Source organism: Amycolatopsis sp. NPDC003865, from assembly GCF_053605345.1.
This window is the reverse complement of record NZ_JBSGJA010000001.1, coordinates 1,052,197-1,079,136: the sequence shown is the minus strand read 5'-3', so window position 1 is coordinate 1,079,136 and position 26,940 is coordinate 1,052,197. Positions and strand designations below refer to the sequence as shown.

At 70.7% G+C, this 26,940-nt stretch carries 32 protein-coding genes; 9 read left to right on the top strand and 23 right to left on the bottom strand.

Going from position 1 to position 26,940, the window contains the following annotated elements; all coding sequences use genetic code 11:
* Positions 1-79: 79 nt before the first annotated feature.
* A complete protein-coding gene (locus ACWEVP_RS04845; protein WP_452061297.1) occupies positions 80-811 on the bottom strand; it encodes a hypothetical protein in 732 nt (243 codons plus the stop codon).
* Between the two features lie 149 nt (positions 812-960).
* Here ACWEVP_RS04845 and ACWEVP_RS04840 point away from each other — a divergent pair, with 149 nt between their 5' ends.
* Entirely contained in the window at positions 961-1,284 is a 324-nt protein-coding gene (locus tag ACWEVP_RS04840) for an STAS domain-containing protein (RefSeq protein ID WP_452061296.1), read from the top strand.
* Position 1,285: 1 nt separating this feature from the next.
* Here the strand turns inward: ACWEVP_RS04840 and ACWEVP_RS04835 are convergent, their stop codons facing one another.
* From ACWEVP_RS04835 to ACWEVP_RS04810, 6 genes are all read right to left on the bottom strand, one after another.
* On the bottom strand, positions 1,286-1,603 hold the full coding sequence (locus tag ACWEVP_RS04835) for a protease inhibitor I42 family protein (RefSeq protein WP_452061295.1): 318 nt from the start codon (positions 1,601-1,603) through the stop codon (positions 1,286-1,288).
* Positions 1,600-2,013, bottom strand: a complete 414-nt coding sequence (locus ACWEVP_RS04830) for a hypothetical protein (RefSeq protein WP_452061294.1) — start codon at positions 2,011-2,013, stop codon at positions 1,600-1,602. The genes ACWEVP_RS04835 and ACWEVP_RS04830 overlap by 4 nt, the downstream gene beginning before the upstream one ends.
* A 10-nt stretch (positions 2,014-2,023) precedes the next feature.
* Positions 2,024-3,154 carry a C1 family peptidase gene (locus ACWEVP_RS04825; protein WP_452061293.1) on the bottom strand — a complete coding sequence of 377 codons (1,131 nt, stop codon included), beginning with the start codon at positions 3,152-3,154 and terminating at the stop codon, positions 2,024-2,026.
* A gap of 113 nt (positions 3,155-3,267) precedes the next feature.
* Positions 3,268-3,579, bottom strand: a complete 312-nt coding sequence (locus ACWEVP_RS04820) for a hypothetical protein (RefSeq protein WP_452061292.1) — start codon at positions 3,577-3,579, stop codon at positions 3,268-3,270.
* Between the two features lie 195 nt (positions 3,580-3,774).
* On the bottom strand, positions 3,775-5,412 hold the full coding sequence (locus ACWEVP_RS04815; protein ID WP_452061291.1) for a protein kinase domain-containing protein: 1,638 nt from the start codon (positions 5,410-5,412) through the stop codon (positions 3,775-3,777).
* 44 nt (positions 5,413-5,456) lie between these two features.
* Positions 5,457-6,416 (bottom strand): SDR family NAD(P)-dependent oxidoreductase, encoded by a 960-nt coding sequence (locus ACWEVP_RS04810; protein ID WP_452061290.1) that lies wholly within the window; start codon positions 6,414-6,416, stop codon positions 5,457-5,459.
* A 102-nt stretch (positions 6,417-6,518) separates the two neighbouring features.
* On the opposite strand from ACWEVP_RS04810, the gene ACWEVP_RS04805 reads away from it, so the two are divergent.
* Positions 6,519-7,058 (top strand): DUF6069 family protein, encoded by a 540-nt coding sequence (locus tag ACWEVP_RS04805; protein WP_086682824.1) that lies wholly within the window; start codon positions 6,519-6,521, stop codon positions 7,056-7,058.
* Positions 7,055-7,480, top strand: coding sequence for a nitroreductase/quinone reductase family protein (locus tag ACWEVP_RS04800; protein WP_452061289.1), 426 nt, complete (start codon positions 7,055-7,057; stop codon positions 7,478-7,480). Before ACWEVP_RS04805 ends, ACWEVP_RS04800 begins: the two co-directional genes overlap by 4 nt.
* Positions 7,481-7,506: 26 nt before the next feature.
* Here the strand turns inward: ACWEVP_RS04800 and ACWEVP_RS04795 are convergent, their stop codons facing one another.
* The 6 genes from ACWEVP_RS04795 to ACWEVP_RS04770 form a co-directional block, all read right to left on the bottom strand.
* Positions 7,507-8,310, bottom strand: coding sequence for an ABC transporter permease (locus ACWEVP_RS04795; protein WP_452061288.1), 804 nt, complete (start codon positions 8,308-8,310; stop codon positions 7,507-7,509).
* Positions 8,307-9,275: an ATP-binding cassette domain-containing protein gene (locus ACWEVP_RS04790; RefSeq protein ID WP_452061287.1), complete on the bottom strand. Its 969-nt coding sequence runs from the start codon at positions 9,273-9,275 to the stop codon at positions 8,307-8,309. The genes ACWEVP_RS04795 and ACWEVP_RS04790 overlap by 4 nt, the downstream gene beginning before the upstream one ends.
* Before the next feature lie 63 nt (positions 9,276-9,338).
* Positions 9,339-9,854: an OsmC family protein gene (locus ACWEVP_RS04785; protein ID WP_452061286.1), complete on the bottom strand. Its 516-nt coding sequence runs from the start codon at positions 9,852-9,854 to the stop codon at positions 9,339-9,341.
* Positions 9,855-9,929: 75 nt separating this feature from the next.
* Positions 9,930-12,215: a M4 family metallopeptidase gene (locus ACWEVP_RS04780; protein ID WP_452061285.1), complete on the bottom strand. Its 2,286-nt coding sequence runs from the start codon at positions 12,213-12,215 to the stop codon at positions 9,930-9,932.
* A 318-nt stretch (positions 12,216-12,533) separates the two neighbouring features.
* The gene (gene msrA, locus ACWEVP_RS04775) at positions 12,534-13,049 is read right to left on the bottom strand and encodes a peptide-methionine (S)-S-oxide reductase MsrA (RefSeq protein ID WP_452061284.1); all 516 of its coding nucleotides are present in this window, start codon (positions 13,047-13,049) and stop codon (positions 12,534-12,536) included.
* A 91-nt stretch (positions 13,050-13,140) separates the two neighbouring features.
* Positions 13,141-13,347, bottom strand: a complete 207-nt coding sequence (locus ACWEVP_RS04770) for a tautomerase family protein (protein ID WP_364464538.1) — start codon at positions 13,345-13,347, stop codon at positions 13,141-13,143.
* A 116-nt stretch (positions 13,348-13,463) separates the two neighbouring features.
* Here ACWEVP_RS04770 and ACWEVP_RS04765 point away from each other — a divergent pair, with 116 nt between their 5' ends.
* Together ACWEVP_RS04765 and ACWEVP_RS04760 are read left to right on the top strand one after the other, a co-directional pair.
* Positions 13,464-14,135, top strand: a complete 672-nt coding sequence (locus ACWEVP_RS04765) for a TetR/AcrR family transcriptional regulator (RefSeq protein ID WP_452061283.1) — start codon at positions 13,464-13,466, stop codon at positions 14,133-14,135.
* A 131-nt stretch (positions 14,136-14,266) separates the two neighbouring features.
* Complete coding sequence (locus tag ACWEVP_RS04760) at positions 14,267-14,650, top strand: STAS domain-containing protein (RefSeq protein ID WP_452061282.1); 384 nt, start codon at positions 14,267-14,269, stop codon at positions 14,648-14,650.
* 292 nt (positions 14,651-14,942) lie between these two features.
* Here the strand turns inward: ACWEVP_RS04760 and ACWEVP_RS04755 are convergent, their stop codons facing one another.
* Entirely contained in the window at positions 14,943-15,803 is an 861-nt protein-coding gene (locus tag ACWEVP_RS04755; RefSeq protein WP_452061281.1) for a LysR family transcriptional regulator, read from the bottom strand.
* A gap of 87 nt (positions 15,804-15,890) precedes the next feature.
* Here ACWEVP_RS04755 and ACWEVP_RS04750 point away from each other — a divergent pair, with 87 nt between their 5' ends.
* Positions 15,891-16,337, top strand: a complete 447-nt coding sequence (locus tag ACWEVP_RS04750) for a nuclear transport factor 2 family protein (protein WP_452061280.1) — start codon at positions 15,891-15,893, stop codon at positions 16,335-16,337.
* Between the two features lies 1 nt (position 16,338).
* Here ACWEVP_RS04750 and ACWEVP_RS04745 read toward each other — a convergent pair whose 3' ends face one another.
* Positions 16,339-16,644: a hypothetical protein gene (locus tag ACWEVP_RS04745; RefSeq protein ID WP_452061279.1), complete on the bottom strand. Its 306-nt coding sequence runs from the start codon at positions 16,642-16,644 to the stop codon at positions 16,339-16,341.
* Positions 16,645-16,849: 205 nt separating this feature from the next.
* On the opposite strand from ACWEVP_RS04745, the gene ACWEVP_RS04740 reads away from it, so the two are divergent.
* Entirely contained in the window at positions 16,850-17,770 is a 921-nt protein-coding gene (locus ACWEVP_RS04740) for a hypothetical protein (RefSeq protein WP_452061278.1), read from the top strand.
* 69 nt (positions 17,771-17,839) lie between these two features.
* Positions 17,840-18,277, top strand: a complete 438-nt coding sequence (locus tag ACWEVP_RS04735; protein ID WP_452061277.1) for a L,D-transpeptidase — start codon at positions 17,840-17,842, stop codon at positions 18,275-18,277.
* Here ACWEVP_RS04735 and ACWEVP_RS04730 read toward each other — a convergent pair.
* Entirely contained in the window at positions 18,232-18,681 is a 450-nt protein-coding gene (locus ACWEVP_RS04730) for a hypothetical protein (protein WP_452061276.1), read from the bottom strand. The two genes, ACWEVP_RS04735 and ACWEVP_RS04730, sit on opposite strands and share 46 nt — an antisense overlap.
* Before the next feature lie 73 nt (positions 18,682-18,754).
* Positions 18,755-19,195: a hypothetical protein gene (locus ACWEVP_RS04725; RefSeq protein WP_452061275.1), complete on the bottom strand. Its 441-nt coding sequence runs from the start codon at positions 19,193-19,195 to the stop codon at positions 18,755-18,757.
* 111 nt (positions 19,196-19,306) lie between these two features.
* Between ACWEVP_RS04725 and ACWEVP_RS04720 the strand changes: the two genes are divergently transcribed.
* Positions 19,307-20,668 (top strand): NAD-dependent succinate-semialdehyde dehydrogenase, encoded by a 1,362-nt coding sequence (locus tag ACWEVP_RS04720; RefSeq protein ID WP_452061274.1) that lies wholly within the window; start codon positions 19,307-19,309, stop codon positions 20,666-20,668.
* 38 nt (positions 20,669-20,706) lie between these two features.
* Here ACWEVP_RS04720 and ACWEVP_RS04715 read toward each other — a convergent pair whose 3' ends face one another.
* The 6 genes from ACWEVP_RS04715 to ACWEVP_RS04690 form a co-directional block, all read right to left on the bottom strand.
* Positions 20,707-22,017: a tyrosine-type recombinase/integrase gene (locus tag ACWEVP_RS04715; RefSeq protein WP_452061273.1), complete on the bottom strand. Its 1,311-nt coding sequence runs from the start codon at positions 22,015-22,017 to the stop codon at positions 20,707-20,709.
* Positions 22,018-22,104: 87 nt separating this feature from the next.
* Positions 22,105-22,314: a helix-turn-helix domain-containing protein gene (locus tag ACWEVP_RS04710; RefSeq protein WP_285993152.1), complete on the bottom strand. Its 210-nt coding sequence runs from the start codon at positions 22,312-22,314 to the stop codon at positions 22,105-22,107.
* Between the two features lie 10 nt (positions 22,315-22,324).
* On the bottom strand, positions 22,325-23,962 hold the full coding sequence (locus ACWEVP_RS04705) for a replication initiator (RefSeq protein WP_452061272.1): 1,638 nt from the start codon (positions 23,960-23,962) through the stop codon (positions 22,325-22,327).
* A complete protein-coding gene (locus ACWEVP_RS04700; protein WP_452061271.1) occupies positions 23,959-25,548 on the bottom strand; it encodes an FtsK/SpoIIIE domain-containing protein in 1,590 nt (529 codons plus the stop codon). The genes ACWEVP_RS04705 and ACWEVP_RS04700 overlap by 4 nt, the downstream gene beginning before the upstream one ends.
* A gap of 322 nt (positions 25,549-25,870) precedes the next feature.
* On the bottom strand, positions 25,871-26,191 hold the full coding sequence (locus tag ACWEVP_RS04695) for a helix-turn-helix domain-containing protein (RefSeq protein WP_452061270.1): 321 nt from the start codon (positions 26,189-26,191) through the stop codon (positions 25,871-25,873).
* Positions 26,188-26,460, bottom strand: a complete 273-nt coding sequence (locus ACWEVP_RS04690; RefSeq protein ID WP_452061269.1) for an AMED_5909 family protein — start codon at positions 26,458-26,460, stop codon at positions 26,188-26,190. The genes ACWEVP_RS04695 and ACWEVP_RS04690 overlap by 4 nt, the downstream gene beginning before the upstream one ends.
* Positions 26,461-26,940 lie beyond the last annotated feature (480 nt).

Genomic DNA, 26,940 nt, shown 5'->3' with positions numbered 1-26,940 from the left:
CCCGCCCGGCGCGACCCCGCCGGAGCACTGCACGTCGACGTAGTAGACGGAGCCGGAGAACTGGCGCACGGCCGGCGCGTCACATTGGTTGTCCAGACGGGGGCCACGGCGCCAGCGCGGCGTCGGCGGCCAGCCACGGCCGCTCGCCGACCACGTGGCGTTGCAGATCGTCGACCGGGGCCTGCCCGGCGGCCGCGCGGTATTCGTTGACCTTGGCGCCGAAAAAGCTGTTCCAGCGCCGCGCGTCTTCTTCCCACAGAGCGCGGTTGTCCTTTTCCCCGGGCGTCCGCCACGGCATCGGCGGCGGCGCGTGCAAGTCGGAGGGCAAGGTGATGGGGCAGAAACTCGCGTGGACGTAGGCGGCGCCCAGCCGCTGCGCGATCGAGCGCGTCGCGAACTGCAGGGCCCCGCCGGCGACGAGGACGTCGCAGCCCTCGGCGGCGACGGAGATCGTCTCGAACTGGGTCGTGACGGTGTCCTCAGTGGACTTGCGGATCTGCTCGGGCGTCGGCTTGCCCCGGTGCGCCGACGCGGTCGAGCGCAGTTCGGGGCCGTCGGCACGACGTCGAAGCCCCGCTCGTCGTCGCCCCGGATTGTGGACCCGCGCCGGGGTCTTGTCGCAAGCCCGGGGGGGGGCGGCTATACCTTGGAATGGGAGAGGAGACCATCGGCGTTCTTCGCCCCACCGAACGGCGCCGCCGACGTCTTCCGGACTGCCGTCCGGGACGATCGCCCACGGTTCGCCGGGGTACGGGTTCTGCGACGCGAACGTCCGCCCGGAGCGGGCTTGGACCGCTTTTCCTTTGATCAACAGGGAAAAACGCGGGAGTTCTTCGCCGGCGGCGGTCCTCCTCGACGTCGAGGCGTGCCGCTCTCAGCCTGCACCCGGACGGGGGCCTGACGTAACCTTTTACGAAGAACCCGGACCGGTGGGAAAAACCCGGTCGGCAGGAGGTCGGGATGACACTTCGCAGCGTTCTCCTCGAAGACGAGGTCATCCTGTCCGTCGACGGGGTGTTCGACGGAGGTTTGGCTCCCAGCTACCACCGCGCGGTCGAAGACGCCTTCGCCGCCGGGGCCCGCCGGGTCGTCGTCGATCTGACGATGGCCACGGCGGTCGACGGCGGCGGAGCGGCGGTCCTGGCCGCCACGGCGGCCGGCTGCGCCGCGCGGGACACGCATCTGATCATCGCGATGCCGCGCGGCGTCGAGGCCGAGGTCAGGGACCCGGCCCAGGTGAGGCTGCTGTTGCGCAGCTTCGAGCCCTGGCAGGACGCGGGCTGACTCACGCCGGGCGGACCCGGACCGTCAGGCGGAACCGGCGCAGCTCGTTTTCCGGCGCCCACGGGCGGGCGTGGCGCGCGACCAGCGTTGTTTCGCCCGGGGCGTCCGCGTGCAGGACGAACCGGTGCTCGCCCGCGGAGCCGGCCCGGTCCGGGGTGCCCGGGTGGCGGGTCTCTTCCACCACCCGCAGCGGCGGCCCCAGGTCGTCCAGCATCCACTGGTAGCCGGTACCCGCGTTCTCGGGCAGCCGCAGCTCGAGCCGCTCGCCGGGCGCGACGTCGGCCGCCGCGCCGTCGGCTTCGAGCGTGAGCACCTTCACCAGAGGTAGATCTCGTGGACCAGGCCGTCGGTAGCCTCGGGGTAGGTGATCGAGCCGGCCAGCCGCCCCGACGAGGCGAGGGCCAGCAGCGCCTCGTGCACGCTGTCGCTGTTCGTCGCGAGGCGCTTCCAGCCGACGCCGTCGACGTAGGCGTAGCCGTTGCGGTCGGAGTTGTTGGTCCAGAGCGCCAGTACCTTCTTGTTCGACTGCCAGGCCGTGGCGGTCGCGGCCGGGGCGGACGTCTGCGGCGCGCCGGGCGGGCTGAGCACCGGGGCCACGCTCGGTTCCGCGGTCACGGTCGTCGTCGCGGCGGTCAGCTGGTCCGGGGTGAGGGGCTGGGGCGCGTTGTCCGGGCTGGCGCCGGGTGCCACCGCCGCGGGCGCGGCGGACGGGCTGGTCGATGCGGCCATCTCGCGGCTCCTAGAAGACGTAGGTCTCGATGATCGTGCCGTTGTTGTTGAACACGTTGACCGGACGGCCACCCTGCTTCGCGACGACGAGCTCGGTGAGCATCGCCTTGTTGACCACCTCGTCGTCCGAGGCGAGGTGCAGCCAGCCCAGGTCCTTGAGGTAGGCCCACGTGTTGCGGTCCTGGTCGTTGCTCCACAGCCCGAGCACCGAGGTCGAGCCGGTCCACGAGCGCAGGTTCACCGCGCCGACCTGCTCCACCTGCCAGGTCTCGATGCCGCACTCGCCGTAGGCGATCCGGAAGAAGCCGCCGTCGCCCCAGCCGGTGCTCCAGCTGTTCTTCGCGATCCAGCAGCCCTGGGCGTCGTCGTAGCCCACGAGCGTGACGCAGTGGCCGCCGGCCAGCGCGCCGGTGACGTGGCGGTACACGCCCGTCTGATACGAGAAGAAGTCCTGGTACACGAGGAAACACGCGATCAGCGCGCCGCACGCGGCGAGCTTTTCCTTCATGGCCGCCGGGTTGCCGGTCAGCGCGGCGTACGACGGCGTGGTCGCGAGCCGGTTCGGCCAGTCGGCGTTCAGCCTGGCGCCGGACCGGTTGCGCGCGCTGTACGGGAAGTAGTCCTCGTAGGTGATGCCGACGTCGTGGCAGGCCTTCAGCGCCCGGTCGGGCATCCAGCCGGTGTCGCACGTCGCCCCGTCGTTCGAGCCGTGGGTGTAGAACAGGTGCGCCTCGGACAGGTCGAGCTTGAGGCCGGGCTGGCCGCGGGTGAACGCGGCGACCGTCTCGATCGCGGCCACCGTGCCGAAGGAGACGCACGAGCCGCAGTCGCCCTGGTCCTTGACCGGCGTCACGTAGTTGGCGCCGCCCGCGTTGCGGCTGTCGAACTGCGCGGGCGCACCGGCACCGGACCCCGCGCTCGCGCGGCCGGCTTCCCCGGCGGCGAGGGACTTCGCCTGTGATTCCAGGTCGCGCCGGTCGTTTTCCGGCGGGAGCGGGACGCCCAGGCGGTGGCGGCGCTGGTCTTCTTCGAGAATGGTCATGGAGTTCTCGCCCATGACCCACGGATGGCCTTGTGCGGCCAGTTCGGTGCGAACCCGGTCGAGCTCGACCGGCGACGCGGGGGCTGCGGGATCGGCCATGATGACTCCCCAAGGTCGGTGGCGCTGTGCCCGACCCGTTGTACGCCGGGGCCGGGCGAGGTCACCAGGGCTGTCATCCCTTTGCCGAGCAGTGAGTTTTGTGGCGCGGAAAGTCAGGAGATCTCGATGCTTCCGCCGTTTTCGGGATTCGTTTCCCGCGGCAGTTCTTCGGCGAAGATCGTGTCGATCTTCCGGGCCGCGGTCCGCAGTTTCGCGACGCTCGCGACGAGCAGCAGGAGGACGGCGGCGGGGACGACCAGCAGCACGGGCGGCCAGCCGGCGAAGACGACCACACCGGCGGAGACCAAGCCGAACGCGAGGAAGAGCACCCTGGCGACGACGCGCGGCCACGCGGGAAGCGGCTTGGCGTGCCGCCCGCGAGGTGTTCCGGAAACCGGCCGCGCGAGGGCAGCGTGGACGCTCATCAAGACCTCCGTGGAGTCGGGGAACCGGCCGGGACGGGGATTCCCGGCGGAGTGCCGCGGCCAGGCGGACACGTGGTGGTTGTCGGGTCGCGCAGGGTTCCGGTTACGGCTCGTTATTGGTTCGAGTCCGAATTCCGGAAAACAATTCCGCGCTATTCAGGAGCGCTTTCCGGCACTAGGGCCGTTGGACCCGGATCACGCCCGGCCGGAGGTCCCGGGGCCGGGACCTTTGCCCTTGCCGTGGATCCGCGGAGGCGGCGGGCCGGCGGGCTTCGGGTGCTGGGGCGGCGCCGGGCTGGCGTGGGTCACGGCGGCGGGTTCGAGCTCGGCGGACTCGGTGGCGCGGGGCCCCGGGCCGGGTGTCCCGGAGGCGGCGAGCGGAGTGGAGGAGGGGGTGGCGGGCGCGGGCGAGCTGGGGGCGGGCGGCTGAGCCGGGGTGCTGGTGCTGTCCGGCGCGGAGAGGAGGAGAGCGGAAACGGCGGCGACGGCGGCGGCGGTCAACCCGGCGGCCGCGGTGAACCGGCGGCGGTGCGCGGGTTCGCTCGCCGGCGAGAGGCCGATCGCGGAGAGGATTCTCCGCGGGGCGACCGGGTGGGGCCGGCGGGTGTCGGGCACCGTGGGGGCGGGGGAGCGGTGAACGGCTTCGGGTGCCTGGGCAGGCGCCGGGGAGCTGGGCGGGAAGCCGGCTGCGGGGGGCTCGTGCGGGGCGCGCTCGCCTGAGTGGCCCGCGTGGCCCGTGTGGCCCGCGTGGCGATCTGGCGCTGAGCTGGCCAGGATGCCGGCCGCCGAAGTCTCCAGCGGGGCGCGCTCTCCCGAGTGGCCCGCGCCGGCACCACTCGCCGCCGCGAGGCGCTCTCTCCTTCCGCCGCCCGCCGGGGCCGCGCGGTGGCGCCTCAGGACCTCGCCCAGCCGGCCCGCGGGCCACGGCCGCGCCGGGACCGGTGCGTGCAGCAGCGTCCGGACCTCCGCCGCCGTCGGGCGGTCGGCCGGTTCGCGGCGGGTCATCCGGCGCACCGTGTGCGCCAGGGACGGCGGCAGCCCCTCCGGGATCCGCGGGGGCCGCGTCAGCCGTGCCATGGCCGCTTCGACCATCGTGCCCGGGTACTCGCGCCGGCCCGTCAAGCACTCCAGCAGGATCAGCCCGAGCGCGTACACGTCCGCCGGCGGTCCCGCCCGCTCGCCGCCCACCTGCTCGGGCGCCAGGTACGCCGCCGTGCCGGGGACCACGCCCGTGCCCGTGATGTGCGTCGTGTCGAGGGCGTGCGCGATGCCGAAGTCGCCGATCAACGGGCCGTCCGCGGACAGGAACACATTGGCGGGCTTGAGGTCCCGGTGGACGACGCGGCGCGCGTGCACGTGGGCCAGCGCCTCGGCCAGCCCGTCGGCCAGCGCCATCGCCTCCGCCACCGGCATCGGGCCGGACAGCAGCCGCTCCGCCAGGTTCTCGCCCTCGACGAGCTGCATCACCAGGTACGTCCGGCCGTGCTCGGTGCCGCTGTCGAGCAGCGCCACCACGCCCGGGTGGGTGATGCTGCCCTGGATGCTCATCTCGCGCAGCCGGCGCCGCTGATCCAGCGCGACGGCGTCCCGCGCGTAGATCTTGACCGCGACCTCCCGCCCGAGCCGCAGGTCGTAGGCCCGGTACACCCGGGCCGTCCCGCCGCTGCCGACCAGCCTGCCGACCTCGTACCGCCCGCCCAGCAGGCCGGGCGGACGGTCGTCGTCGAAGGAGCGCGGGGCGGTGGCGAACTCGCCGATGGCGAAGCGCGCACACGTGACGTCGTCCGCGTCGCCCATCGGCGCGTTCCCCGTTCTGCCGGCTTCGTCGGCCACGGCCGCGATGTACCCCGATCCCGTGACGGGCAAACGTCAGAAGATCACGCGAAAGCGTCCACCCCGGTCAGCTCCGCCGACAGCGTCCACAGGCGACGGGCCTCGTCGCGGTCCACGGCGTACCGGCGGACACCCGACTCGGCCAGGCCTTCGGCGTCGTCCGGGGCGAGCTCGGCGACATCGCAGTCCTCGAGGTACAACCCGCCCAGCCCGGCCAGCTGCGGTGATGTCGCCGCCCAGACCGTCGTCGCCGCGCCCTGCTCCGGCGTCTTGAACCGCATCAGGAAGTTGCCGGCTTCGTCGATCCAGCCGCGTTCGATCATCTCCTCCTTCGGGAGGTGCCGCTGCAGCGGCGTCATGATGCCGCCGGGGTGCAGCGCGAACGCGCGCACGCCTCGCGAGGCGCCCAGCTCGTCCAGCCGGACGGCGAAGAGCACGTTGGCCGTCTTGGCCTGCCCGTAGGCCGCCCACTTTTCGTAGCCGCGCTCGAACTGGACGTCGTCCCAGCGGATCGGCGAGTAGTGGTGGCCACGCGAGGACAGCGAGACGACGCGGGCGCCATCGGCGACGGCCGGCCACAGGCGGTTGACCAGGGCGAAGTGGCCGAGGTGGTTGGTGGCGAACTGGGCTTCCCAGCCGGGCCCGACGCGGGTCTCCGGGCAGGCCATCACGCCCGCGTTGGCGATCAGGAGGTCGATCCGCCGTCCGGTCGCGAGGAAACGCTCGGCGAAGGCGCGGACGCTCTCGAGGTCGCCCAGGTCCAGCTCGCCGACCTCGACGTTCTCGAAGCCGGCGAGCGCCTCCTCGGCGGTCTCGCGGCGGCGAGCCGGGACGACGACGTGCGCGCCGGCGCCCACCAGGGCACGGGTGGTCTCGAGGCCGATCCCGGAGTATCCGCCGGTGACGACGGCGAGCTTGCCCGTCAGGTCGGCACCCGCGACGGCCTCGGCGGCCGTGGTGGTGGCGCCGAAGCCCGAACCGATCTTGTGCTGTGCGGTGGTCATACCCCGACGCTACGAGCTGGAGTGCGCTCCAGCGCAAATCGCGGACGCGCCCGAAAGAGGGGACAATCGGGGGCGAGAGGCAGCCGACCCAGGAAGGCTCTGATGTCCGACTACTACGGGAACCAGCCCCAGGACGTCCGCCCGGGGATCGACGCGCGCCGGCTGTGGGCGGGCGGGGTGGCGACGGCGGTGATCGCGGCCCTGCTCGCGGTGGTCGGGTTGCTCATCGCGCGTGGCGTGTTCGAGGTCGAAGTGCTGGCCCCAAAAGGCGAGGGCGTCTGGGGCAACGCGAGCACCACGACGTACGCGCTGGTCGCCGCCGCGGTGGCCCTGCTCGCCACCGGGCTGATGCACCTGCTGAGCGTGGCCACGCCGGCGCCGTCCCAGTTCTTCGGCTGGATCATGGTGCTGGTGACGCTGATCGCCGTGGTCCTGCCGCTGACGTTGACGGTCGCACCGAGCGCGAAGATCGCCACGGCCGCGATCAACCTCGTCATCGGGCTCGTCATCGCCGCGGTCGTGAACAGCATGGCGGCCAGCGCCCGGACCCTGCACCGGCGCCGGCAGAGCGCCGCCCCGCCCCCGGCGACCCGGCAGTACCCGCAACAGCAGCCCCCGCCGACCCGGTACTACGACCAGTGACCGCCGTGGACGTACGGGAGACGAACCGCCGCGTGATCGAGCAGTTCCGGGCGGGCGGCGAGGTCGAGGGCATGCACCGCGAGCGGCTGGTGCTGCTCACGACGACGGGTCGGAAGTCCGGCAAGCCGCGCACGGTCCCGATGATGTACCACCGCGACGGCGACCGGCTGCTGGTCGTGGCGTCCAACATCGGGGCACCGAAGCACCCGGGCTGGTACCTGAACCTCGCGGAGGACCCGCGGGTGAAGGTGGAGGTGGACGGCCGCGAGTTCGAGGCGGAGGCGCTGCCGCTGCTGGGGGCGGACTACGTGCGGATGTGGACCGAACTCGAGAAGCAGTACCCGTTCCTGGCCGACCACCAGGCCAAGGCTCGGCAGGCGAAGCGGGTGATCCCGATCGTGGAGCTGTCCGAAGAGGACTGACCGAGGTCAGTCCTCTTCGGACGGTGTTACTTGCTCGCCACCCGGCGGTACTTCGCCGTCGCCAGGGGAGCGAACACCGCGATGATCCCCAGGCAGCACAGGATCGCGTACAGCGCCGCGTGCTCCGCCGGCCACCCCGTCTGCGCCGGGCCGAAGCGGTTGCCGAACAAGTCCCGGGTCGCGTTGATCACCGCCGTGAACGGGTTCCAGTCCGCGATCGCCTTCAGGAACGGCGGCAACGTCCCCGTCGGGACGAACGCCGAGGAGATGAAGCTCAGCGGGAACATCCAGATCAGGCCGAGGCTCTGCGCCACCTCGACGCTGCGCGCCGCCAGGCCGATCAGCGCGCCCACCCACGACAGCGCCCACGCGAACATCAGCATCACCAGGTAGCCCAGCAGCGCGTCCCAGAAGCTGCCGCGGATGCGCCAGCCGACGATCAGCCCGCACGCCGACATCACGACCAGCGCCACCACGCTGACCACCAGGTCGGACGTCGTCCGGCCGAGGACCACCGCGAGGCGGGACATCGGCAGCGACCGGAACCGGTCGATGATGCCCTTCTGCAGGTCGTTGGCGAAGCCGATGACCGTGAACGCCGAGTTGAACGCCACCGTCTGGGCGAAGATCCCCGCGATGAGGAACTCCCGGTACGCCGCGCCGCCCGCTTCGCCGCCGATCGCGTTGCCGAACACGTAGGCGAACAGCAGCACGAACATGATCGGCTGCAGCGTCGCCGCCATCAGCCAGTCCGGGTTGCGGCGGACGTTCATCAGGTTGCGCCAGGTGATGACGCCGCCGTCGGAAATGCCTTTCGCGAGTGTGCTCACTTCGCCACCTCCTCGGCCGAGGCGCCGTGGCCGGTCAGGGACAGGAAGACGTCGTCGAGGGTCGGCCGGTGCAGGGCGACGTCCTGGACGGCGATGCCCTGGGCGTCGAGCCGGCGCAGGGCTTCGATGAGCGCCTTCGGGCCGGTGTCGACGAGGATTTCCGCGCGGCGCGTGTGGTCGTCGCCGGCCGGCTCGCCCGTCCCCACCTCGCGCAGCACCGCCAGCGTCGCCGGCAGGTCCGCGGGCGAGGCGACGACCAGCTCCAGCCGCTCGCCGCCGATCTGGGCCTTGAGCTCGTCGGCCGTGCCGCGGGCGATCACCCGGCCGTGGTCGATCACCACGATCGAGTCGGCCAGCTGGTCGGCCTCTTCGAGGTACTGGGTGGTCAGCAGCACGGTCGTGCCGTCCGCGACCAGCTCCTTGATGACGCCCCACGTGTCGAGCCGCCCGCCCGGGTCGAGGCCGGTGGTCGGCTCGTCGAGGACGACGACGGTCGGCTCGGCGACCAGCGCGCCGGCCAGGTCGAGGCGCCGCCGCATGCCGCCCGAGTAACCCTTCGCCGGCCGGTCCGCGGCCTCTTCGAGCGCGAACCGCGCCAGCAGCTCCCGGGCGCGCGAGCGGGCCGCGGGCTTCCGCCTGCCGTAGAGGCGCCCGACCATGTAGAGGTTTTCGAACCCGGTGAGGTTCTCGTCGACGGCCGCGTACTGCCCGGACAGCCCGATCCGCTGCCGCACCTCGTCGGGCTGGGCCAGGACGTCGTACCCGGCCACGCGCGCCGACCCGGAGTCGGGCCGTAGCAGCGTGGTCAGGATGCGGACCGTGGTGGTCTTGCCGGCGCCGTTCGGGCCGAGCAGGCCGAGCACGCGCCCGGCCGGGATGTCGAGGTCGACGCCGTCGAGCGCGCGGGTCGAGCCGTAGGTTTTGACGAGCCCGCGCACCTGGACGGCGCTGTCCGGTTCCGGCATGGCGGTTTCCCCTCTCGGTGACCCCGCCAAGCTAGGCCAGCTCGTCCGCTTTGTCCTCCGGGTTTATCCCTGAGCCGCCGAGAGGGTGACGGCGAATTCCGGCGGCGTCCGCAGCGTCTGGAAGACGACGCAGTAGCGCTCGGTCAGCTTCTTCAGCGTGGCGAGCTGCTCCTCGGAGGCGTCGGTGTCCAAGGTGAACGACAGCCGGATCGCGCGGAAGCCCACCGGGGCGTCCTTGGCGACGGCGAGGGTGCCCCGGAAGTCCAGGTCGCCTTCGGCGCGCACGCGCCCGCCGCGCACCTCGAGCCCCAGTGACGTCGCCACCGCCCGCAGCGTCACGCCGGCGCACGCGGCGAGCGCTTCCAGCAGCATGTCGCCCGAGCAGGCGAGGGTGCCGTCGCCGCCCGTCGCCGGGTGCAAGCCGGCCTCCACGATCGCGCGGCCGGTCTCGACCTTGCAGGAAATTCCGAGACCGTCCAATTCGGCGTCGGCGTGCAGCGTGACGAGCGCGCTCTCGGGCTGCTCGCGGTACTTGTCCTTCAGCGGGGCCTGGGTCGCGCGCAGCTCTTCGGTGTCCATGCGCCCGATTCTGCCCCCGGGAACGGCGAAACGGGGAGACCGGCAGCCCGGTCTCCCCGTCTCAGCGGTTCAGCTTCAGCTCAGGGTGACGGCCACGTCGTCGATGACGAACGAGGTCTGCAGCGAGCTGTCTTCGGTGCCGCTGAACTTCAGCGCCAGGGTGCCGCCGGCGGCCGACGAGACGTCGATCGTCCGGAGGGTGTACCCGGAGGCCTTGTTCAGGTTGGAGTAGCTGCCCAGCGTCGCGCTGCCGTTGGTGACGGTCAGCTTGTCGTAGGCGGTGGTGGTGGTCGTTTCCGCGGTGTCGATGTGCAGGTAGAACGTCAGGCTGGCGTGGCAGCCCGCCGGGATGCTCACCGACTGGGCGACGGACTCGGTGTGGGTCGAGCCGTAGCCGTCGAGCCAGGCGCTGTACGTGCCGCCGTGCGCCGCCTCACCCGAGGACGCCCACTGGCCGATCGCGCCGGTGGTGCCGGTCCAGCTGCCGCTGCCCGACTCGAAGCCGCCGTTGACGATCTTCTGGCCGGAGCAGCCGCCGGTGGTGCCGACGGTCCAGGTGAACGACGCCGTGCCGGTCTTGTTGGCCGCGTCCTTCGCCGTCACCGTGACGTTCGAGGTGCCCGCGGTGGTCGCGGTGCCCGAGATCGTGCCGGTGGAGGCGTTGATGGACAGGCCGGCCGGGAGACCGGTGGCCGACCAGGTGTACGGCGCGGTGCCACCGGAGGCCGACAGCGGCAGGTTCACCGAAGCGCCGGTCGTGGTGGACTGGTTGCCCGGGTTCGAAACCGTGACGGTGCCGGTCGCCGAGCAGGTCGGGTCGGCCGACTGCGCCGGGACGGAGATCGCGTCCCACGCCGCCTTGACGGTGTTGAACTCGGTGCAGCTGCCCGGGAACAGGTTCTTCGCCGCGGTCAGCGTCCAGGTGCGGTACTTCAGGTACGAGCTGCTGGAGGTCTTGAGCAGCATCGCGTTGTAGAAGATCTTCAGCGCGGTCTGCACGCCGAGACCGGTGACCGTGGAGCTGTTGCAGGTCGAGCTGGTCGGCTGCCCGTTGGTCGGGTTGGTGCCTTCGGCCAGCAGGTAGAACCAGTGGTTGCCGGGGCCGGCGGCCGCGTGCACCTCACCGTTGGGAACGCTGCTGTCGTAGCAGTTCTTGTCGCCCAGCGCCGAAGGGTTGTACATGTTGCGGATCGGGCCGGAGCCGACGAGGTTGACCTGCTCGCCGACGAGGAAGTCCGGCACGTCGTACGGCGACGGCTCGTTCGCGAACCACTCGGTGGAGGCGCCGAAGACGTCCGCGACGAACTCCTGCGTGCCCGCGCCCGAGATGCCGCCCGGGGTGTGGTCGTCGATACCGTGGCCGTGCTCGTGCGCGACGACGTCGATCGAGCCGATCCAGCCGCCGGCGGTGTTCTTGCCGATCTGGACCTGGGTGCCGTCGTAGTAGGCGTTCTGGTCGTTCAGGCCGACGCGGATCGGCCAGCCGCCGCCGCTGCCGTCGAAGCTGTTGCGGCCCAGCCACTGCGAGAGCATCTTGTTCTCGGTCTGGGCGGCGAACAGCGCGTCGACGCAGCCGGTTTCGCGGTTGCTGGCGGTGCCGTTGCCCCACAGGTCGTCCGGCCCGCTGAACGTGGTGTTGTTGGCCGCGTCCTGGCAGGACGTGTTGGTGATCGTCGGGTCCTTCAGCGAGTACGTGCTGCCCGAGTGCGTGGTGTCGAGGTGCACCGGGTTCGGGCCGTTCCACGCGCTGGTGCCGTCGCCGTTGAGGACGTGCTCCTGCGTCTTGAGCACCTTGCCGGTGGCGGCGTCGACGATGACGTCGAGCCGGCTCGGGCCGTCGGCGCCGCGGCCGACGACGGTGCTCTTCCACGCCAGCGCCGGCGTGCCGAGCGCGTACACGACCTGCTCGGCGGGGCTGACGCTGTCCACGGCGGACAGCTGCTGCCGCGCGGTCGCCTCGGCCGCCGCCTTCGTCACCTTCGCGCCGGTGGTGGCGACGTTGATCGTCTGGTCCTGCGCGACGGAGGTGCCGAGCACCTGGCCCGTCGAGTTCGTCGCGACGACGAAGTCACCACCGACGACCGGCAGGCCCTTGTAGCTGCGCTCGTACGGGATGTACTGCAGCCCGTTGGTCGAGGAAATCGCTTTCTGGGCCTGGAAAACGTCGTCCGCGCTCGCGTGCAGCGCGGCCGGCCTGCTCGCCACCAGGCCGGCGGCCGCGGTCGCGGCCTGGGCCACGGCGCTCGGGGCGGCGTCGGGGGTGGCGTTCGGGGTGGGTTGAGCCTGTGCGGTGCCGGTGATGCACAGCGCGCCGACGAGGACGCCGGTTGCTGCCAAGACGACAGGACGTCTCAGATCCATCGAGGAATTCCCTCCGGGCAGGGTGAACCAGGCCCGGTGTCGAGGCCGGGCCGGATCAAGGGGACGAGAGGTGGGGCAATGGAACGGAAATCAGAATCCGGTGCCGGAGCCTCGTGAACAAGCGACGAACGTACGGTCTTATCTATCGATAACAATACTTCCCAAAAAGGACATTTCTCCTCATTGGGATTCGGGGTGGTGACCGTCCATTAAGGACTGGACGGGGATCACCGCCGTTCGGGTGATCTTTCCCGCGTCCGAAACGGCGAAGGCCCCTTCGCCGCGGGTGGGCGAAGGGGCCTTCTTGGTACGACTGTGTCAGGCGGTCGTCTCGCGCTTCGGGAGCTTCCAGCCCGGGCGCACGAAGTGGCAGGTGTACCCGTTCGGGATGCGCTGCAGGTAGTCCTGGTGCTCCGGCTCGGCCTCCCAGAAGTCGCCGGCGGGGCTGACTTCGGTGACGACCTTGCCCGGCCACAGCCCGGACGCGTCGACGTCGGCGATGGTGTCCTCGGCGACGCGCTTCTGCTCGTCGTTCTCGAAGAAGATCGCCGACCGGTAGCTCAGGCCGATGTCGTTGCCCTGGCGGTTCTTCGTCGTCGGGTCGTGCACCTGGAAGAAGAACTCGAGCAGGTCGCGGAACGTGGTCTGCGCCGGGTCGTAGACCACCTCGATGGCCTCGGCGTGCGTGCCGTGGTTGCGGTAGGTCGCGTTCGGGACGTCGCCGCCGCTGTAACCGACCCGGGTCGAGACCACCCCGGGCTGACGGCGGAACAGCTCCTGCATGCCCCAGAAGCAGCCGCCGGCCAGGACGGCCCTTTCGGTTGACGTGGTCACGGCGTCACTCCTTCTCCTCGTGTGGTGCTGCCACCTGTACAACTTCGGTGGTCAGCCGATGATTCCACGGGAGTCTTACGGAGGTGTGACGTCACCCCGCCTGCAGCTTCGCGAGGGTGAGCACCTCCCCGCCGATGCCCCAGCCGCCGTCGGCGACCTCTTCGACCAGCACCATCGTGTTCGCGCGGGCGCGGTCGCCGTAGATCTCGGCGTAGAGGTCGGTGGCGCGGGTGACGAGCTGCTCCTTCTGTTCGGCGGTGAGGGTGCCGGCGGGGACCTTGAAGTTGGCGAACGGCATGGCTGCGTCCTTCGGTATCGTTGTTCTCGACTTGACGTGATCGACGCTAACACGTGGCGCGAATCGCCGCTACCCTCTTGTTGATATCGATGGTATCCGCTGGTAGCGTCGCCGGAGTGGACGTACGGACGCGGATCCTGGAGGCGGCGGCCGAGCTGCTGGCGCGCTCGGGCGAGTTCTCCACGCGGGCAGTCTGCGAAGCTGCGGGTGTCGGCGCGCCGGCGCTGTACCGGCAGTTCGGCGACAAGGAGGGGCTGCTCGCCGCCGTCGTCGACCACGCCTTCGAGGCCTACCTCGCCGGCAAGCGGGCCGCGAAGCCGTCCGGCGATCCGGTGCGGGACCTGCGGGACGGCTGGGACAACCACGTCGCGTTCGCGGTGGCGCACCCCAGCCACTACCGCCTGCTGTACGCGGGCCTCTCGACCCCGCCGGGAGCGGCCGCCGAGGCGCACGGCCTGCTGCTCGCGGTCCTCGAGCGCTGCGCGGCGGCCGGGCGGCTGAAGGTGCCGCCGCCGCTCGCCGCGCAGATGGTGATGGCGGCCAACGCCGGCGTCGCGCTGTCGATGATCACCCGGCCGGAGCTGTACCCGGATCAGGAGTTTTCCGTGCGGGTGCGCGAAAGCGTGCTGTCCGGCGTCCTCGCCGACGATCCGCCGGAGCCCGGTGGCATCGCGGTGACGGCGACGACGCTCGCGGCCCGGCTGACCGAGGCGGCGCCGCTGTCGGCGGCCGAGCAGACGATGCTGCGGGAGTGGCTGGCGCGCTTGAGCGTCCACAATGGACATTGAGCCGGACGGACCTGCCGGGTTGGGCCGTTCGCTTGCGGCGCGAGGTTTCTTCGCGCTCCACACGGCCGTCGCGGGGTGGTGGTGGGACGATGAGCCGGGGCTGCCCCGAATCGGCCCCGGGGAGGCGCGCCATGCGCGAGCACGACGAAGCGGTGCCGGAACGGACCAGCGGCGTGCTGGTCATCGAAATCCGCGGCGAGCTGGACATCGACACCGTGCTTCGGTGGACGACGCTGATCGAAGCGGCGCTTTGCGAATTGCCGGCGCCGCACCTGCTGGTGCTGGACCTCGCGACGCTCGAATTCCTTTCGGCGCGCGGAGCGAGAGGGCTGCTCGAAGCGGTGGAATGCTGCCAGGGCCGCGGAATCGACGGCTGCCTGATCGTCACGCCGGGGAGTGTGGCCGACCGGGTGGTGCGGCTGACGGGTCTCGGCGACCGGGTCAGGGTGTACCCGAACCGGCTGACGGCGATCGCGGCCAGCCAGCCGGTGGCGATGCGGTGGTTGCCGGGCTGACAGCGGTGGCGGCCGCCGGGGCCGGTGGCGGTTGCCGGCCGCGGTCGGCGGGCTGCTCCCGCCCGGCCGCCGGCGGTTGCGGTGCGGCTGGTCCCGGCCCGCCGCGGCCGGTCGCCGGGTCTGCGCCGGCTGCCGGAGGCTGGTCTTGGCCGCCGTTCGTGGTTGGCTGAGCCGGCTGCCGGGGGCTGGTCTTGACCGCCGGTCGTGATCGGCTGAGCCGGCTGCCGGGGGTTGGTCTTGGCCGCCGGTCGTGGTCGGCTGAGCAGGCTGCCCTGCCCTGCCCGGCCCCGCCTCAAGCCGGTTCCCTCACCAGCTCGACCGCCGCCTCGGCGAACGCCCGTACCCGCGCCGGCTCCTCCCGCCACACCAGACCCCACTCCAGCGGGGGCGCGCCGGCCAGCGGGACGTACGCCACGTCCGGCCTCGGGTAGTACCTCCGGAGGTGGGCGCCGACCGGCAGCACGCCTTCTCCCGCCCCGGCCAGCGTCAGCAGCTCCTGCAACCCCGCCCGCGGCCGCGTCACCGCGGCGGGGGCGTGTTCGTCCAGCCACGGGTCCGGCAGGGCGCAGCGCAGCACCGTCACCCGTGCGAGGTCCGAAACAGCCACCGTGTCGCGCCGCGCGAACGGGTGGCCCGCCGCCATCGCCAGGAACCGCCGCTCCCGCACCAGCACCGGGCCGGTGACCAGACCGGGACCGTCCAGCGGCAGCCCGGCCAGCACCACGTCCACCTCGCCCTCGCGCAACCACGGCAGGACCTCGGCCGGGCGCGCCTCGCGGAACTCGACCTCGCAGCCGGGCATCCGCCGCCGGAACAGCTCGGCGACCCCGGCGAGCAGCTGACCGCCCGCGGCGTCGCCGAACGCGACGCGCAGCGTGCCGGTGACCCCGCGCCCGGCCTCGACCGCCCGGTCCAGTGCCGCTTCGACCGCCGCCCACGCCGGCCCGAGGTCGGCGAGGAGCTGCCGTCCCACCGGCGTCAGCTCGACGCGGCGGCTGGTCCGGGCGAACAGCGGCGCGCCGATCCGCCGTTCCAGTTTCCGGATCGTCTGGCTGACCTGCGCGGTCGACACGCGCAGCCGCTCCGCCGTCCGGCCGAAGTGCAGCTCCTCGGCCAGCGTCAAGAACGACTCGACCTCGCGCGTCTCCGCCATCGAAACCCCAGCATCGTTGAGTCGTGCTTCACGATCGTGGCACAGAAGCGCGTTGATCGGCTGGGCGGGCATCGCGAGGCTGGGGGCATGGATCTTCACGACCGCACCGGAATCATCGACGCGCTGTACCGCTTCGGCCTCGGCCAGGACCTCAAGGACCGCGAGCTGTTCGCGTCGTCGTTCGCCCCCGACGCCGAGCTGGACTTCCGGCCGGCGGCCGCCCGCTGGGGTGCCGAGCCGCCGCTGATGACGGGCCGCGACGCGATCGTCGACACGATCCTCGCCCTGTTCTCCGGCCGCGTCGACACGACGCACCAGGTGACCAACCCGCGCGTCACCGTCGACGGGGACACCGCCCGGCTGACGGCCCTGGTCGAAGCCCAGCACCTGCTCAGCGCCGACCACAGCACGCACGCGCTGCTGAAGAACCGCTACGACGTGCACCTGGTCCGCGACGGCGACCGCTGGGTGATGCGCCGGGTGGTGATCGAAAACGCCTGGTACACCGGCGATCCGGCCGCGATCTTCGGCTGAGCTACTCGCCGCGCATCGACCGGCGGATCTCGGCCAGCCGGTCCTTGGCCGCCTGGTCGCGGTCGGCGATCTTCTTGTCGAGGGTCTCGGCCGTGTTCTCGGTGCCGAGCCCGGCGACCTCCACCGAGCCGACCGAGGTCTGGTACCGGTTCTCGATCTTGTCCCGGACGAAGTCGAAGCTCGGGACGCCGCCCGCGCTGTAGTCCGGGTCCGGCGGCGGCGGCGAGGGGATCGCGATCGCGGCGGTCGGCGTCTCGTCGACGAGCTCGCCGTCCACGACGTTCGCATCGTCCTGGGGCTTGTCCATCTCCCGACTTTAGCGCCGGTGCCCGCCCGCCGGCTGCGCCAGGAACGCAGCCGGTCGTCGACGATGCCCCGCTGCAGGTCGAGCCCGGATGAACTGAAGATGAACGACAAGTGAGATCCGGCCAGTGGGTAATTCGGCCGTGGGGCGGCCCGGCCCCGGTGGGAAATGCTCTACGCGCACAGCCGGTGTCCGGAGGGAGCAGACCATGAGTGCCGGGGCCTACCGCGCCGAAACCACGGAAATGGGGACGGTCGCCAAGGCGGTCGAGGAAGTGGGGTCGTCCTTCCTGTCGACCACGCGCGACCTGGAGGGCCTGGTGCTGGACGCGTTGTCGTTCGCCGGCATCGGCAGCGGGGTGGCCGCCGCGAACTCGGCCCTGCACTCGACGCTGGGCAGCGCGCTGCAGAAGTTCCTGAGCCTGATCACCAACGTCAACCAGAACGTCCAGACCGTCGCGAACGCCTACAACGCGGCCGACTCCGACGTCGCCCAGGCCTACGGCGGCGGCCAGGCGCAGACCGCGCAGGGCGGCGGGGGAGCGGCGGCCGCGGCGGCGCCGCAGCAGCTCGACTCGCGCGTGGTCGACTCGATCATGCGCTCCGAAGGCGCGACGGGTGAGCAGGGCGGCGTGCCCGAGGCGTACGGCTTCCGGCAGAACATGCACAACGGCTACGACCGGATCATCGCCGCGCGCGAGCAGTACGGCATCGGCAGCGCGGAGGAACGCGCCGTCGTCTCGGACCTGATGACGGCGAACGCGCGCACCGCGGGCGCGCTGAACTTCACCGACCCGGGCACGCAGGCCGCGATCATGTCCGGCGCGCACATGCGCGGCGCCGGCGGCGTCCGCGCGATCCTCAACCACATGGCGGGCGACGACATCGTCCGCAGCTCGCGCACGATCAGCGACGCGGCGGTCCAGCACGCGCAGGGCCTCACGCCCGAGCAGTTCCAGCAGGAGTTCCGCGACGCGCGCATCGAATACGACCGCCAGATCTACGGGGACACGACCACCCGCCAGGGCGGGCACACCGCGAACTGGTGGGACCGCTACGGCAACGGCCTGACCCAGCGCTACGACCGTGAGCAGAACGAGTTCCTGCAGTTGTCGCAACCGCGGAACTGATCCCCGGTTCGAAGATCGGAAAACTGGGCACCCTACATCGCGTAGCCGAACGACAACGGGAGGCACACGATGAACCGGAGGATGATCGCACTACTGGGCGGGGTCGCCGCGATGGCGGGGACCGTGGCGTTCGCGGGAACGGCCGAAGCGGCGTCGACGCCGTGCAGCGCCGAAGCGAAGGCCTGCGTCCAGCGCAGTTCGAATACGGCGTGGCTGACCGACGGCGCCGGTCACGTCACCTACGGGGGTGTTCCGATCACCGTCGGGCTGCCGAAGTACCCGACGCCGCTCGGGAAGTTCCACGTGCAGTACAAGGACATCGACCACTACAGCAAGCAGTACAACGGGCCGATGCCGTACTCCGTGTTCTTCACGACCACGGGCGTCGCGTTCCACCAGGGCAGCCTGAAGGTGAAGTCGCACGGGTGCGTGCACCTTTCGCACGCGGCCGCGGTGACGTTCTACAACTCGCTGCACCCGGGTGACGTCGTCGAGGTCGTGCGCTGATCCGTCCCGTGTGGACGGTCGAGCAGCGCGCCGGCGACGGCGCCGAACACCAGGTGGTCCAGGACCTGCGGGGCGTGGGGAAGCGCCCGCACGGCCGGGTAGGCCCGGCCGGCCGCGCACAGGTCCAGCGCCGCGATCGCGAGCCCGCTCGCCGCGCCCCGGAGCGTTCCGAGGCGGTGGCGGCGGGCGATCGCGGCGAGGACCCCGGTCCAGAAGGCGGAAACCAGGACGTGCGCGACCAGCCCGGCGGCGATGCCGGGCCGCTCGCGCCGGCCGGGGAGCAGGGTACCGGCCGCGCGGCTCGCGGCGAGCGGATCACGGCCGGTGAGCAGGGCGTGGGCGGTGGACGGGACGCCGCTGACGACAGCGGCGACGGCTCCGGCTCGGACGGCGCGGCTGATCATCGGCTCGGCGGCCGGGAACGAGTCGTTCCTGGCGTGTCCGGGGCCGGGGCAGTGGCCGCGAAGGCGTCGCCGGTCACCCCGCCGCCAAGTACGCGGCCACTCGGATCCGCAACCCCCGCACGTGCGGCAACGCGATCGTGAACTCCGTCGCGGGCCGGTAACCCGGCCACCGGTCGCCGTGGGAGCAGGGGCCGGCGAAGTACACGAAGCCGTCTTCGTCGTCGTAGCGGCCGGGGGACCAGCGCGCGGCGTCGCCCGCCCGGCGGTCCGCGCACGCCGCCCGGGCGATCCAGTAGGACTCGTGCTTCATGACGCGGCGCAGCTGCGCGGCGAACCCCGGCAGCTCTTCTTCCGGCAGGCCGAGACCGCGGGCGCTCCAGACGCGCGGCGTGCGGTCGGTTGCGCGAGCGGGGCAGCCGAGCGTCACCTCGCCACCCGTGTAGTGGCGGGTCCAGCGCGGTTTTTCCGTTGCCAGCGCGGCGAATTCGGGTCCGCCGGTGATCTCCAGCGTCATGGGGGAACGATAGTCGATCACGCGCGCGGGGGTACCGCCGCGCGGGTGTCGATGTTGGATCCCATGGTGTATACAGTATGCAGTAGGCTACCGTGGGCAGAGGAGGCCGCCATGTACACAGTCACCAACCCCGCCACCGGTGAACTCGTGGAGGAGATCCCGAACGCGACCGACGAGGAGGTCCGCGCGGCGATCGACCGCGTCCACGGCGGCTTCGCGGCCTGGCGCGCGCGGCCGGTGGCGGAGCGGGCGGCGATCGTCCTGCGCGCGGCGGAGCTGTTCGCCGAACGCGCCGGCGAGCTGGCCGCGATCATGACCCTCGAGATGGGGAAGCGGATCAACGAAGGCCGCGGCGAGGTCGGCGTCGTCGTCGACATCTTCCGGTACTACGGCGAGCGCGGGCCCCAGCTGCTGGCCGACGAGCCGCTCACCCTCCGCGGCGGCGAGGCCGTGCTGACGAAGGAGCCGATCGGGGCGCTGCTGGGCGTCATGCCGTGGAACTTCCCGTGCTACCAGGTCGCCCGGTTCGTCGCGCCGAACCTGGTGCTGGGCAACACGATCCTGCTCAAGCACGCGTCGATCTGCCCGCGTTCGGCGGCGGCGATCGAGAGCGTGCTGCGCGACGCCGGCGTGCCCCCGGACGCGTACGTGAACGTGTTCGCGTCGAGCCGCCAGGTGCCGTGGATGCTCGCGGACCCGCGCCTGGTCGGGGTGTCGCTCACGGGCAGCGAGCAGGCGGGCATCTCGGTGGCGGCCGAGGCCGGGCGGAACCTCAAGAAGTGCGTGCTCGAACTCGGCGGGTCGGACCCGCTGATCGTCCTGGACACCGACGACCTGGACGAGACGGTCAAGGTCACGGCGACGGCCCGGATGCGCAACTGCGGCCAGTCGTGCAACGCGCCGAAGCGGATGATCGTGCTGGGCGAACTGTACGACGAGTTCGTCGACCGGCTGGCCAAGCGCGTGACGGAGTACTACGTACCGGGCGACCCGGCCGACCCGGCGACGACGCTGCCCCCACTGGCCTCGAAGGCGGCGGCGGACGAGGTGGCGGCCCAGGTGGAGACGGCGATCCGCGAGGGAGCGACGCTGCGCGCGGGCGGGCACCGGGTACCCGGCGGAGGCGCGTACCTGGAGGCGACGGTGCTGACGGACGTGACGCCGGGGATGGCGGCGTACCACGAGGAGATCTTCGGCCCGGTGGTGCTGGTCTTCCGCGCGGAGACGGAGGAAGAGGCGATCGCGCTGGCGAACGACACGCCGTTCGGCCTGGGGGCGAGCGTGTTCGGAACGGACCGCGAGCGGGCAACGCGGGTGGCCCGCCGGATCGAGGCGGGGATGGTCTACCTCAACAAGTCGGGCGGATCGGAGGCGGATCTGCCGTTCGGGGGGATCAAACGGTCGGGCATCGGGCGGGAACTGGGCGCGTTGGGAATCGAGGAATTCATGAACAAGAAACCTATACGCCTCTGACCTGCTGTTTTGTTGGGTTTGGTCCCGCCAGGCCGTCGTCAGGCCGTCTCGGAATCCTGGGCCGTCTGCGGCGGGCGGCGGGGCTTGAACACGCGGTTGGTGGCCGCGCGGGCCCGCTTGTGGCTCGACGGGACGAGGTGGGTGTAGATGCGGAGCGTGTATCCGGGGTCGTGGTGGCCGAGGTACTCGGCGACCTCCTTGATCGACACGCCGTTGGCAAGCATCGTGGATGCGAAGAAGTGGCGCATGCCGTGCATCCCGTCCCGGCGGTCGACGTACTCCAGGCCAGCACCCTTGAAGGCCGGCCGCCAGATGTCCTTGGTGAAGTTGGAGCCCTTGATCACGTTGCCGATCGGCTGTTTGGCGTAGACGCTCCGCTTGGTCACCCGGCCGATCAGCACTCGTACGGTCTCCGGTCGGCCGCCTGGTTCGAGCCAGGGAAGCGTCAGCGTGACCGGCTCGAAGGTGGCCATGTAGTCGTCGATGTCATCAAGCACGCCTTGCCCGAGCGGGACCACCCGCGTCTTGCCGCCCTTCGGAGGCGAGAACACCGGCTGAGTGCCGATCCACCGGATCTGGCGCTGAACGTTGACGATCATCTCGTCCCGGTCGACGTCGTCCGGGCTGAACCCGAAGATCTCCATCTGACGCAGCCCGAGGCCGGCCCCGAGCGGCACCGTGACGGTGTACTCGGCGGGCAGGGCGAGCCGGACGGCGCGGACCCGGCTATCCGGCCACGGGATGACCTTCCGTTGGACAGGCTTGGGCCGCTTGACGCTCTTCGCCCGGCACGGGTTCGCCCGGATCTTCTTGTCGTCGTAGGCCGCCTGGAGGATGGCGGACACGGTGTCGAAGAGCACCGCCCGGGTGGACGCCATCAGGCCGCGCCCGCCTTCACTCTTCGGCCGTTCCAACCAGTCGAGCCAGTCACGAATGGTGTCGGTCTTCGCGGCCACCTTGAGCGGCTTGTCGCCGAGGAACGGGAAGATCCCGGTCTTGAGATGGTTGCTCACGGTCTGCCGGGTCCCCGCGTCGGCGGACTGGCCCTTGCGCCACTGGGTCGTGTAGTCGCGAAACTTCTCTTCGCCGGACTCGGCCGAGATGTACTCACCGGCGAGCACGTCGTGTTGCATCTTGGTCAGGAAGGTTTTGGCCTTCGTGAGTTGCTTGTCCGGAAAGGACTTGCTCCGCTCGTTGCCTTCGGGATCGTAGTAGCGGACCTTGTACCGGTCGCCCTTGCCGAACAGTTCGGTCTTCTCGCGGACAGGGTGACCCTTGGCGTTGAAGACCGGCTTACCGTCCTCGTCTTTCTTCTGCCGCCACCATCGATCTTGCACATGGCCTTTCATCGTTTTCTCCTATCCTGGTTGGGTTTTGATGCGGCTTAACCCCATGCCCGAGGTCGATCGGGCATGGGGTGTCGTAGCCGGGACCTTCTATGCGGCACCGTCATGGCTGAGCTGGTCGATCCAAGCTCGTACCGCTTCGGGGGAGTACCGGACGTGTTTGCCCATCCGAATCCAGGCGGGGCCGTAGCTCTTGAAACGCCAGTCCCGCAGGGTCTTCTCGGGTATCCCGAGGAAGGTGGCCAAGTCCTCAGGCGTCCACAGGCCCTCGATGCTCACCACCTTGATCCGTGCACTCATGTCTGCCCCCTCAGGCCGCCAGAGATGGAGTTGCCGAAGTAACTTCGCCCGGTGGTCCGGCCGCGAGTAGCGCTAGGTCGTACTCCGCCTTCCACGTGATCCGCTCCGAGATGGCATGCATGACCAGTTGGTCCCGTGGCGGGCAGTGGGTATCGCCCGGCTCGACTTTGCGCCACACGAACCGATCCGGGGTCGGTTCCGGCTTGCTGATTCCGACCGCCGCCAACGCCGAGAGCACGAACCCCCGGCGGTCGGCCTTGTGATCGGCCACCGTCTTGCCGGACCACTTGCGCGACACGAGGACTCGCCGCCCCGGTAGCCCGAGGGTTGACCGACGATGCGCACGCCCCTTGCAGTGGCCCGGAACGGTCTTCCCGTTCGCTCCCTTCGGGTTGATGCCATACAGCAGCCACACCGCGCAGCGCGGCGAGCACGGCGTCACGGCCAGGTGGGCATGAAGCATGTCGTGGTGGTCCCGCTGGCCGGCCGTGTCCGCGTCGACGACCTCACCGGTCGACTTCGTGAGGTACTTGGTCAGGTAGCCGATGTGCCGCCCGGCCTCCTCCGTCCCGCCGAGGATGCCCTTCGAGTGCACCTGCGTGCCGAACCGCACGACATGAGCCGGTTCCTCTACGACAGCCACCGCGTCGTCCCACGCCGGTAACAGCTCCCGGGTCTCCGGGTCCACAAAGGAACGGGAATCGGGATCCCACAACGGGTTCCGATCCGTGTAGACCAGTTCATCGTGAGCAGGCCACCACACCTGGTGGTAGGTCGCTTCGGTGACGAGGCGGATGGTTTCGTGCGAGATCGCGCCCCGCAACGCCGTGTGCAGATGCGGGGCCGCCCGTCGCTGCGGCTCGACCGTGGCGAAGTACTGCACGTCCCAGCCGACGACCCGGCGCAGGTTCTGCCACCACCGATCAACCAGCGCCGCGAAGTGCACCGCATCCCGCGCCGCCCGCCGGTAGTCATACGACGCCGGATCGACCGGGGACCCATCGGACCGGACACGGCCGTAGGTGTCGCAGGTCAGCGTGACGAACATCGACGGCCGGAACTTCCCCGCGAACTCCCGCCCCACCGTCGTCTTGCTCACCTTCCGCCGAGGCAGGTTCGGCGCGTCCTGCCGCCGCTTCGTCGAGCGCTTCACCGCCTTCCGCTCCACCTCATCCAGCGAAGGCAGCCGACCCGTCATCCCCGAGGCCCGCAGCTCCGCGTCCACGCCCGCGACCTCTGCCCGCAGCTCTTCGGCCTCGGACTCGTCCCCGGCCGCCATGACGTCGCGGTAGTGCGCCGCCAGGTCGGCCCGGTAGGTCAGCAGCTCGGTTTGGGTCTCCGAGGGCTTCTCACGGGTGATCACCGGCTCTTCGGTCAGGTGCCAGCCTTCCCGGCACTGGGCTTGCCGTAGCGCCTTCGCCTTCCGCGCGCACGGCAGGCACACCGACTCGACGGTGGAGCCGCAGGGGACGGGGACGTAGCGGACTTCGCCGGTTTCGGTGTCGCCGACCTCCATCGTGAACGGCCGGGTACACACGCCGTGCTTCTCTGCCGTGGCCTTGACGACGTCGGCGGAGAGGGCGCCGCGGATTCGCTCGATCGGGGTGGCCGGCACCGCCTGGGCCTGCGTGTCTTCGGTGGTGGTCATGCCGACCTCCCTTCGCCCGTGCGTCGATCGGCGAGGCTGATCACCTGGGCGCCGCCGTTGGTGACGTAGTGCTCCAGTTGTTTGATCGTGTGATCGGGCACCCATCCGGCCCGCACGCGCAGCGGTTCGCGGATGCCTTCGCCCCAGACGTAGCCGACCCCGGCCGCCGATTCCGGGATGCGGTTGGCCCACGCGCCACGCTCGTACGCGCCGTCGCCGAGGACCATCGGGACCTGCGTCTTCGAGGTCAGCCGCATCGCGATCCGCCGGGGCAGCAGCTCCCGCACCGGCACCGTGTCCTTGGTCGGTTCCTGCACGTAGCCCCGGACGGTGAAGCCGAGTGCCCGGCCTTGGGTGGTCAGGATCGCGACCTTCTCCACGATGGCGTCGCGGGTCTTGCGGTCGGTGTACTTGGTCAGCGCGCCGATCTCGTCGAACTCCAGCAGCTCCACCGGGTAGTCGGCGGAGATCGGTACCTGCCGGGTGTGCCCGGCGAACTCGCGCTTGCGCGTCTCCAGCTCGTCCAGGAGCGCGTCAAGGACCTGGACCGCTTCCTGTCCGCTCTGGCCGTAGCGGGCGAAGATCCCGCGCCCGTAGGACAGCTCCATCGCCTTCGGATCGATCCCGGACACTCGCACGAGACCGGCCCGGATTGCCGAGGCCGCCGCCACGAGGGGGCACCACATCACCGAGTTCTTGCCCGACCCGGTGGCCCCGGCGACCAGGGTGTGCGCGCCGGTGCCGACGAGGGGGAGCCGCCAGGGCTTGCCATACTCAGTCGACCCGGCGAACACCGACCGCAGGTCCACCCCGGTCCCGTCTACGGAGACCATCTCCGGCACCGGCAGGCAAGCGACCGGGGAGGCGAGCAGGTCCCGGCGCATGAAGTCGATCGACACGACGTCGGGCTCGAGTTCCCGGATCTGGCAGCGGGTGACCTGCCGGGCGACCGCCAGCGCGCGGGCCCCGTCGTCGAAGTCCTCCGGCTTCTGCCCCGGCACCAGCCGCACCCGGACCTCATCCCACGAGGCCCCGGACCGGACCGACAGCAGCGTGGGCACCGCGACCCCGGCTGACCGGTCCTGACTGCGGGCGACCGTGTTCCGGCCCCGTCGACGCCCGACCAGCGACACCGTGACGTCGACCGGCACCGACGCGTCCCGGACCACCAGGCCGCAGGCGGTGAGCCAGCCGGCCAGCTTCCGGCCGTAGAGCGCCCAGCGCAGCCACCAGCCCCGCAGCCACCGGCCACACCACTGGTCATAACTCACCGCGTCCAGCCGCCACCACACGAGCTGCACCAGGCCGAGCACGACGAGGGTGATTAGGAGGGAGAGCCCACCCAGCCACCGGCACCAAGCCCACGCCGCGACGAGGGTGAGGCAGGTCCGCCAGTGCGTCACGAGTTGCCGAACAACCCACCCGACCGCCCGGGCCAGGCCCCAGAGCACCATCCCGACGACGGCGAGCGCGGCCAGCATCTCCGCGAGGCCGGCCAGGGCACGCCCGATCTTCGCCAGCACCCACAGCAGCACGGCCAGGCCACCGCCGACCGCCATCAGCGTCATCACGCCGTGCGCGTCCATCAGCGACCACCCCGCACATCAGCCGTGCGGAGCACCAGCGGCAGCATCCCCAGGCACGGGGCGCACTTGGTCTCCCCGGGCAGCAGACGCGCGAACTTCTTGCATTCCGCGCAGCGCATCCGGGTGACCCCGGTTGACTGGCGTTGGTTGTCATCATTTATCGTTTGCATCGTTCACTTCTCCAGTGGACAGACGCAGAACCGGAACAGGTTGGTAGCCAAGGGCCGGTTCTGCGTTCTAAAAGGGACACTTGCGGGCACGTGGGGACGCGTTTATCCGCCACACGTCCCCACGTGCGGAATTGCCGATTTTTTAGTTCTTCTCAGGCCTGCCGGTACTGTCCTCGTGAGCGGAGCCGGACCCCCTCGGTGAGCAGGATGTTGCGAGTTTGGTTGTAGCTCATGCCATACATGGCAGCGACTTGCCGGATCGTTCGGCCGTGCTCGTACGCGTTGACCAATCCCGGCGGAGTCGGTGGCAGGCGGATCTTCGGCGGCCGCAGCACAACTTCGGCGTCGATAAGAGTGGTCCGCACCTTTCGGTAGCTGAACGGATACTCTGCCACCAGAGACTCAATCGTCTCACCGTCGGAATAGCGCTTGACCAGCTCGATCGCGACCGCCGGATCTACCTCGCTAGTCACCTCTCCTCTCCGAAACCCGATCGCCATTCCGGCCGTTTCGTCAGCTTCTCGACTTGACGCATTTCGTAGCCGACCCAGTACAACGCCTCCCAGTGGTGACGCCGGTCGGTCTCCGCGACCCGTTCGTACATCGCCGCGTTCGCCCGGTGAAACGCCACCCACTCCGACGTGTTCGCGTCGACCTCGGGGCGCAGCACGAACACCGCCTCCCGGGCGTCAGCCAGCGTCATGACCTCGTCATGCGCCTTGACCACCGTCGCCGTCTCCATCAGATCCGACCGGTGCCGCCGCGCGAGCCGTCAGTAGAGCCGCCAGATCGTCCACGCCGTCGCGGAGCCGGAGAAGGAATGCCACGCAGGCCGGCCACTGCTCCAGATCCTCCGGAACCGTGAGAGAGACCACCGACGTCGCGCCGGTCACGACCAGCATCGGAGGACTGGCCGGATGAGGTCCGGTCTCCTCCACCGTCACCGAATCCCGGGACTCGACCCTCCACGTCACGCCGAACCCGTCGACCCGAAGCACCATCACCGTCTGCCTTACTTGCCCAATCCCGTGCCAGCTCGGCGAACCCTTCGGCTGCCGACTCCAGAGCCGCGACACACCACCACGGCAGACCACGCGTCCGCGCCAGTTCATGCCACGCCCGCGACACCCGCCGCGCCGCATGCGACGTGTTGAGCGACGACGTGGGCGAGAAGACCCGCGTGCCGTGCTCCCAGGCCGCCATGTAGTCGCGGTACGCCGAT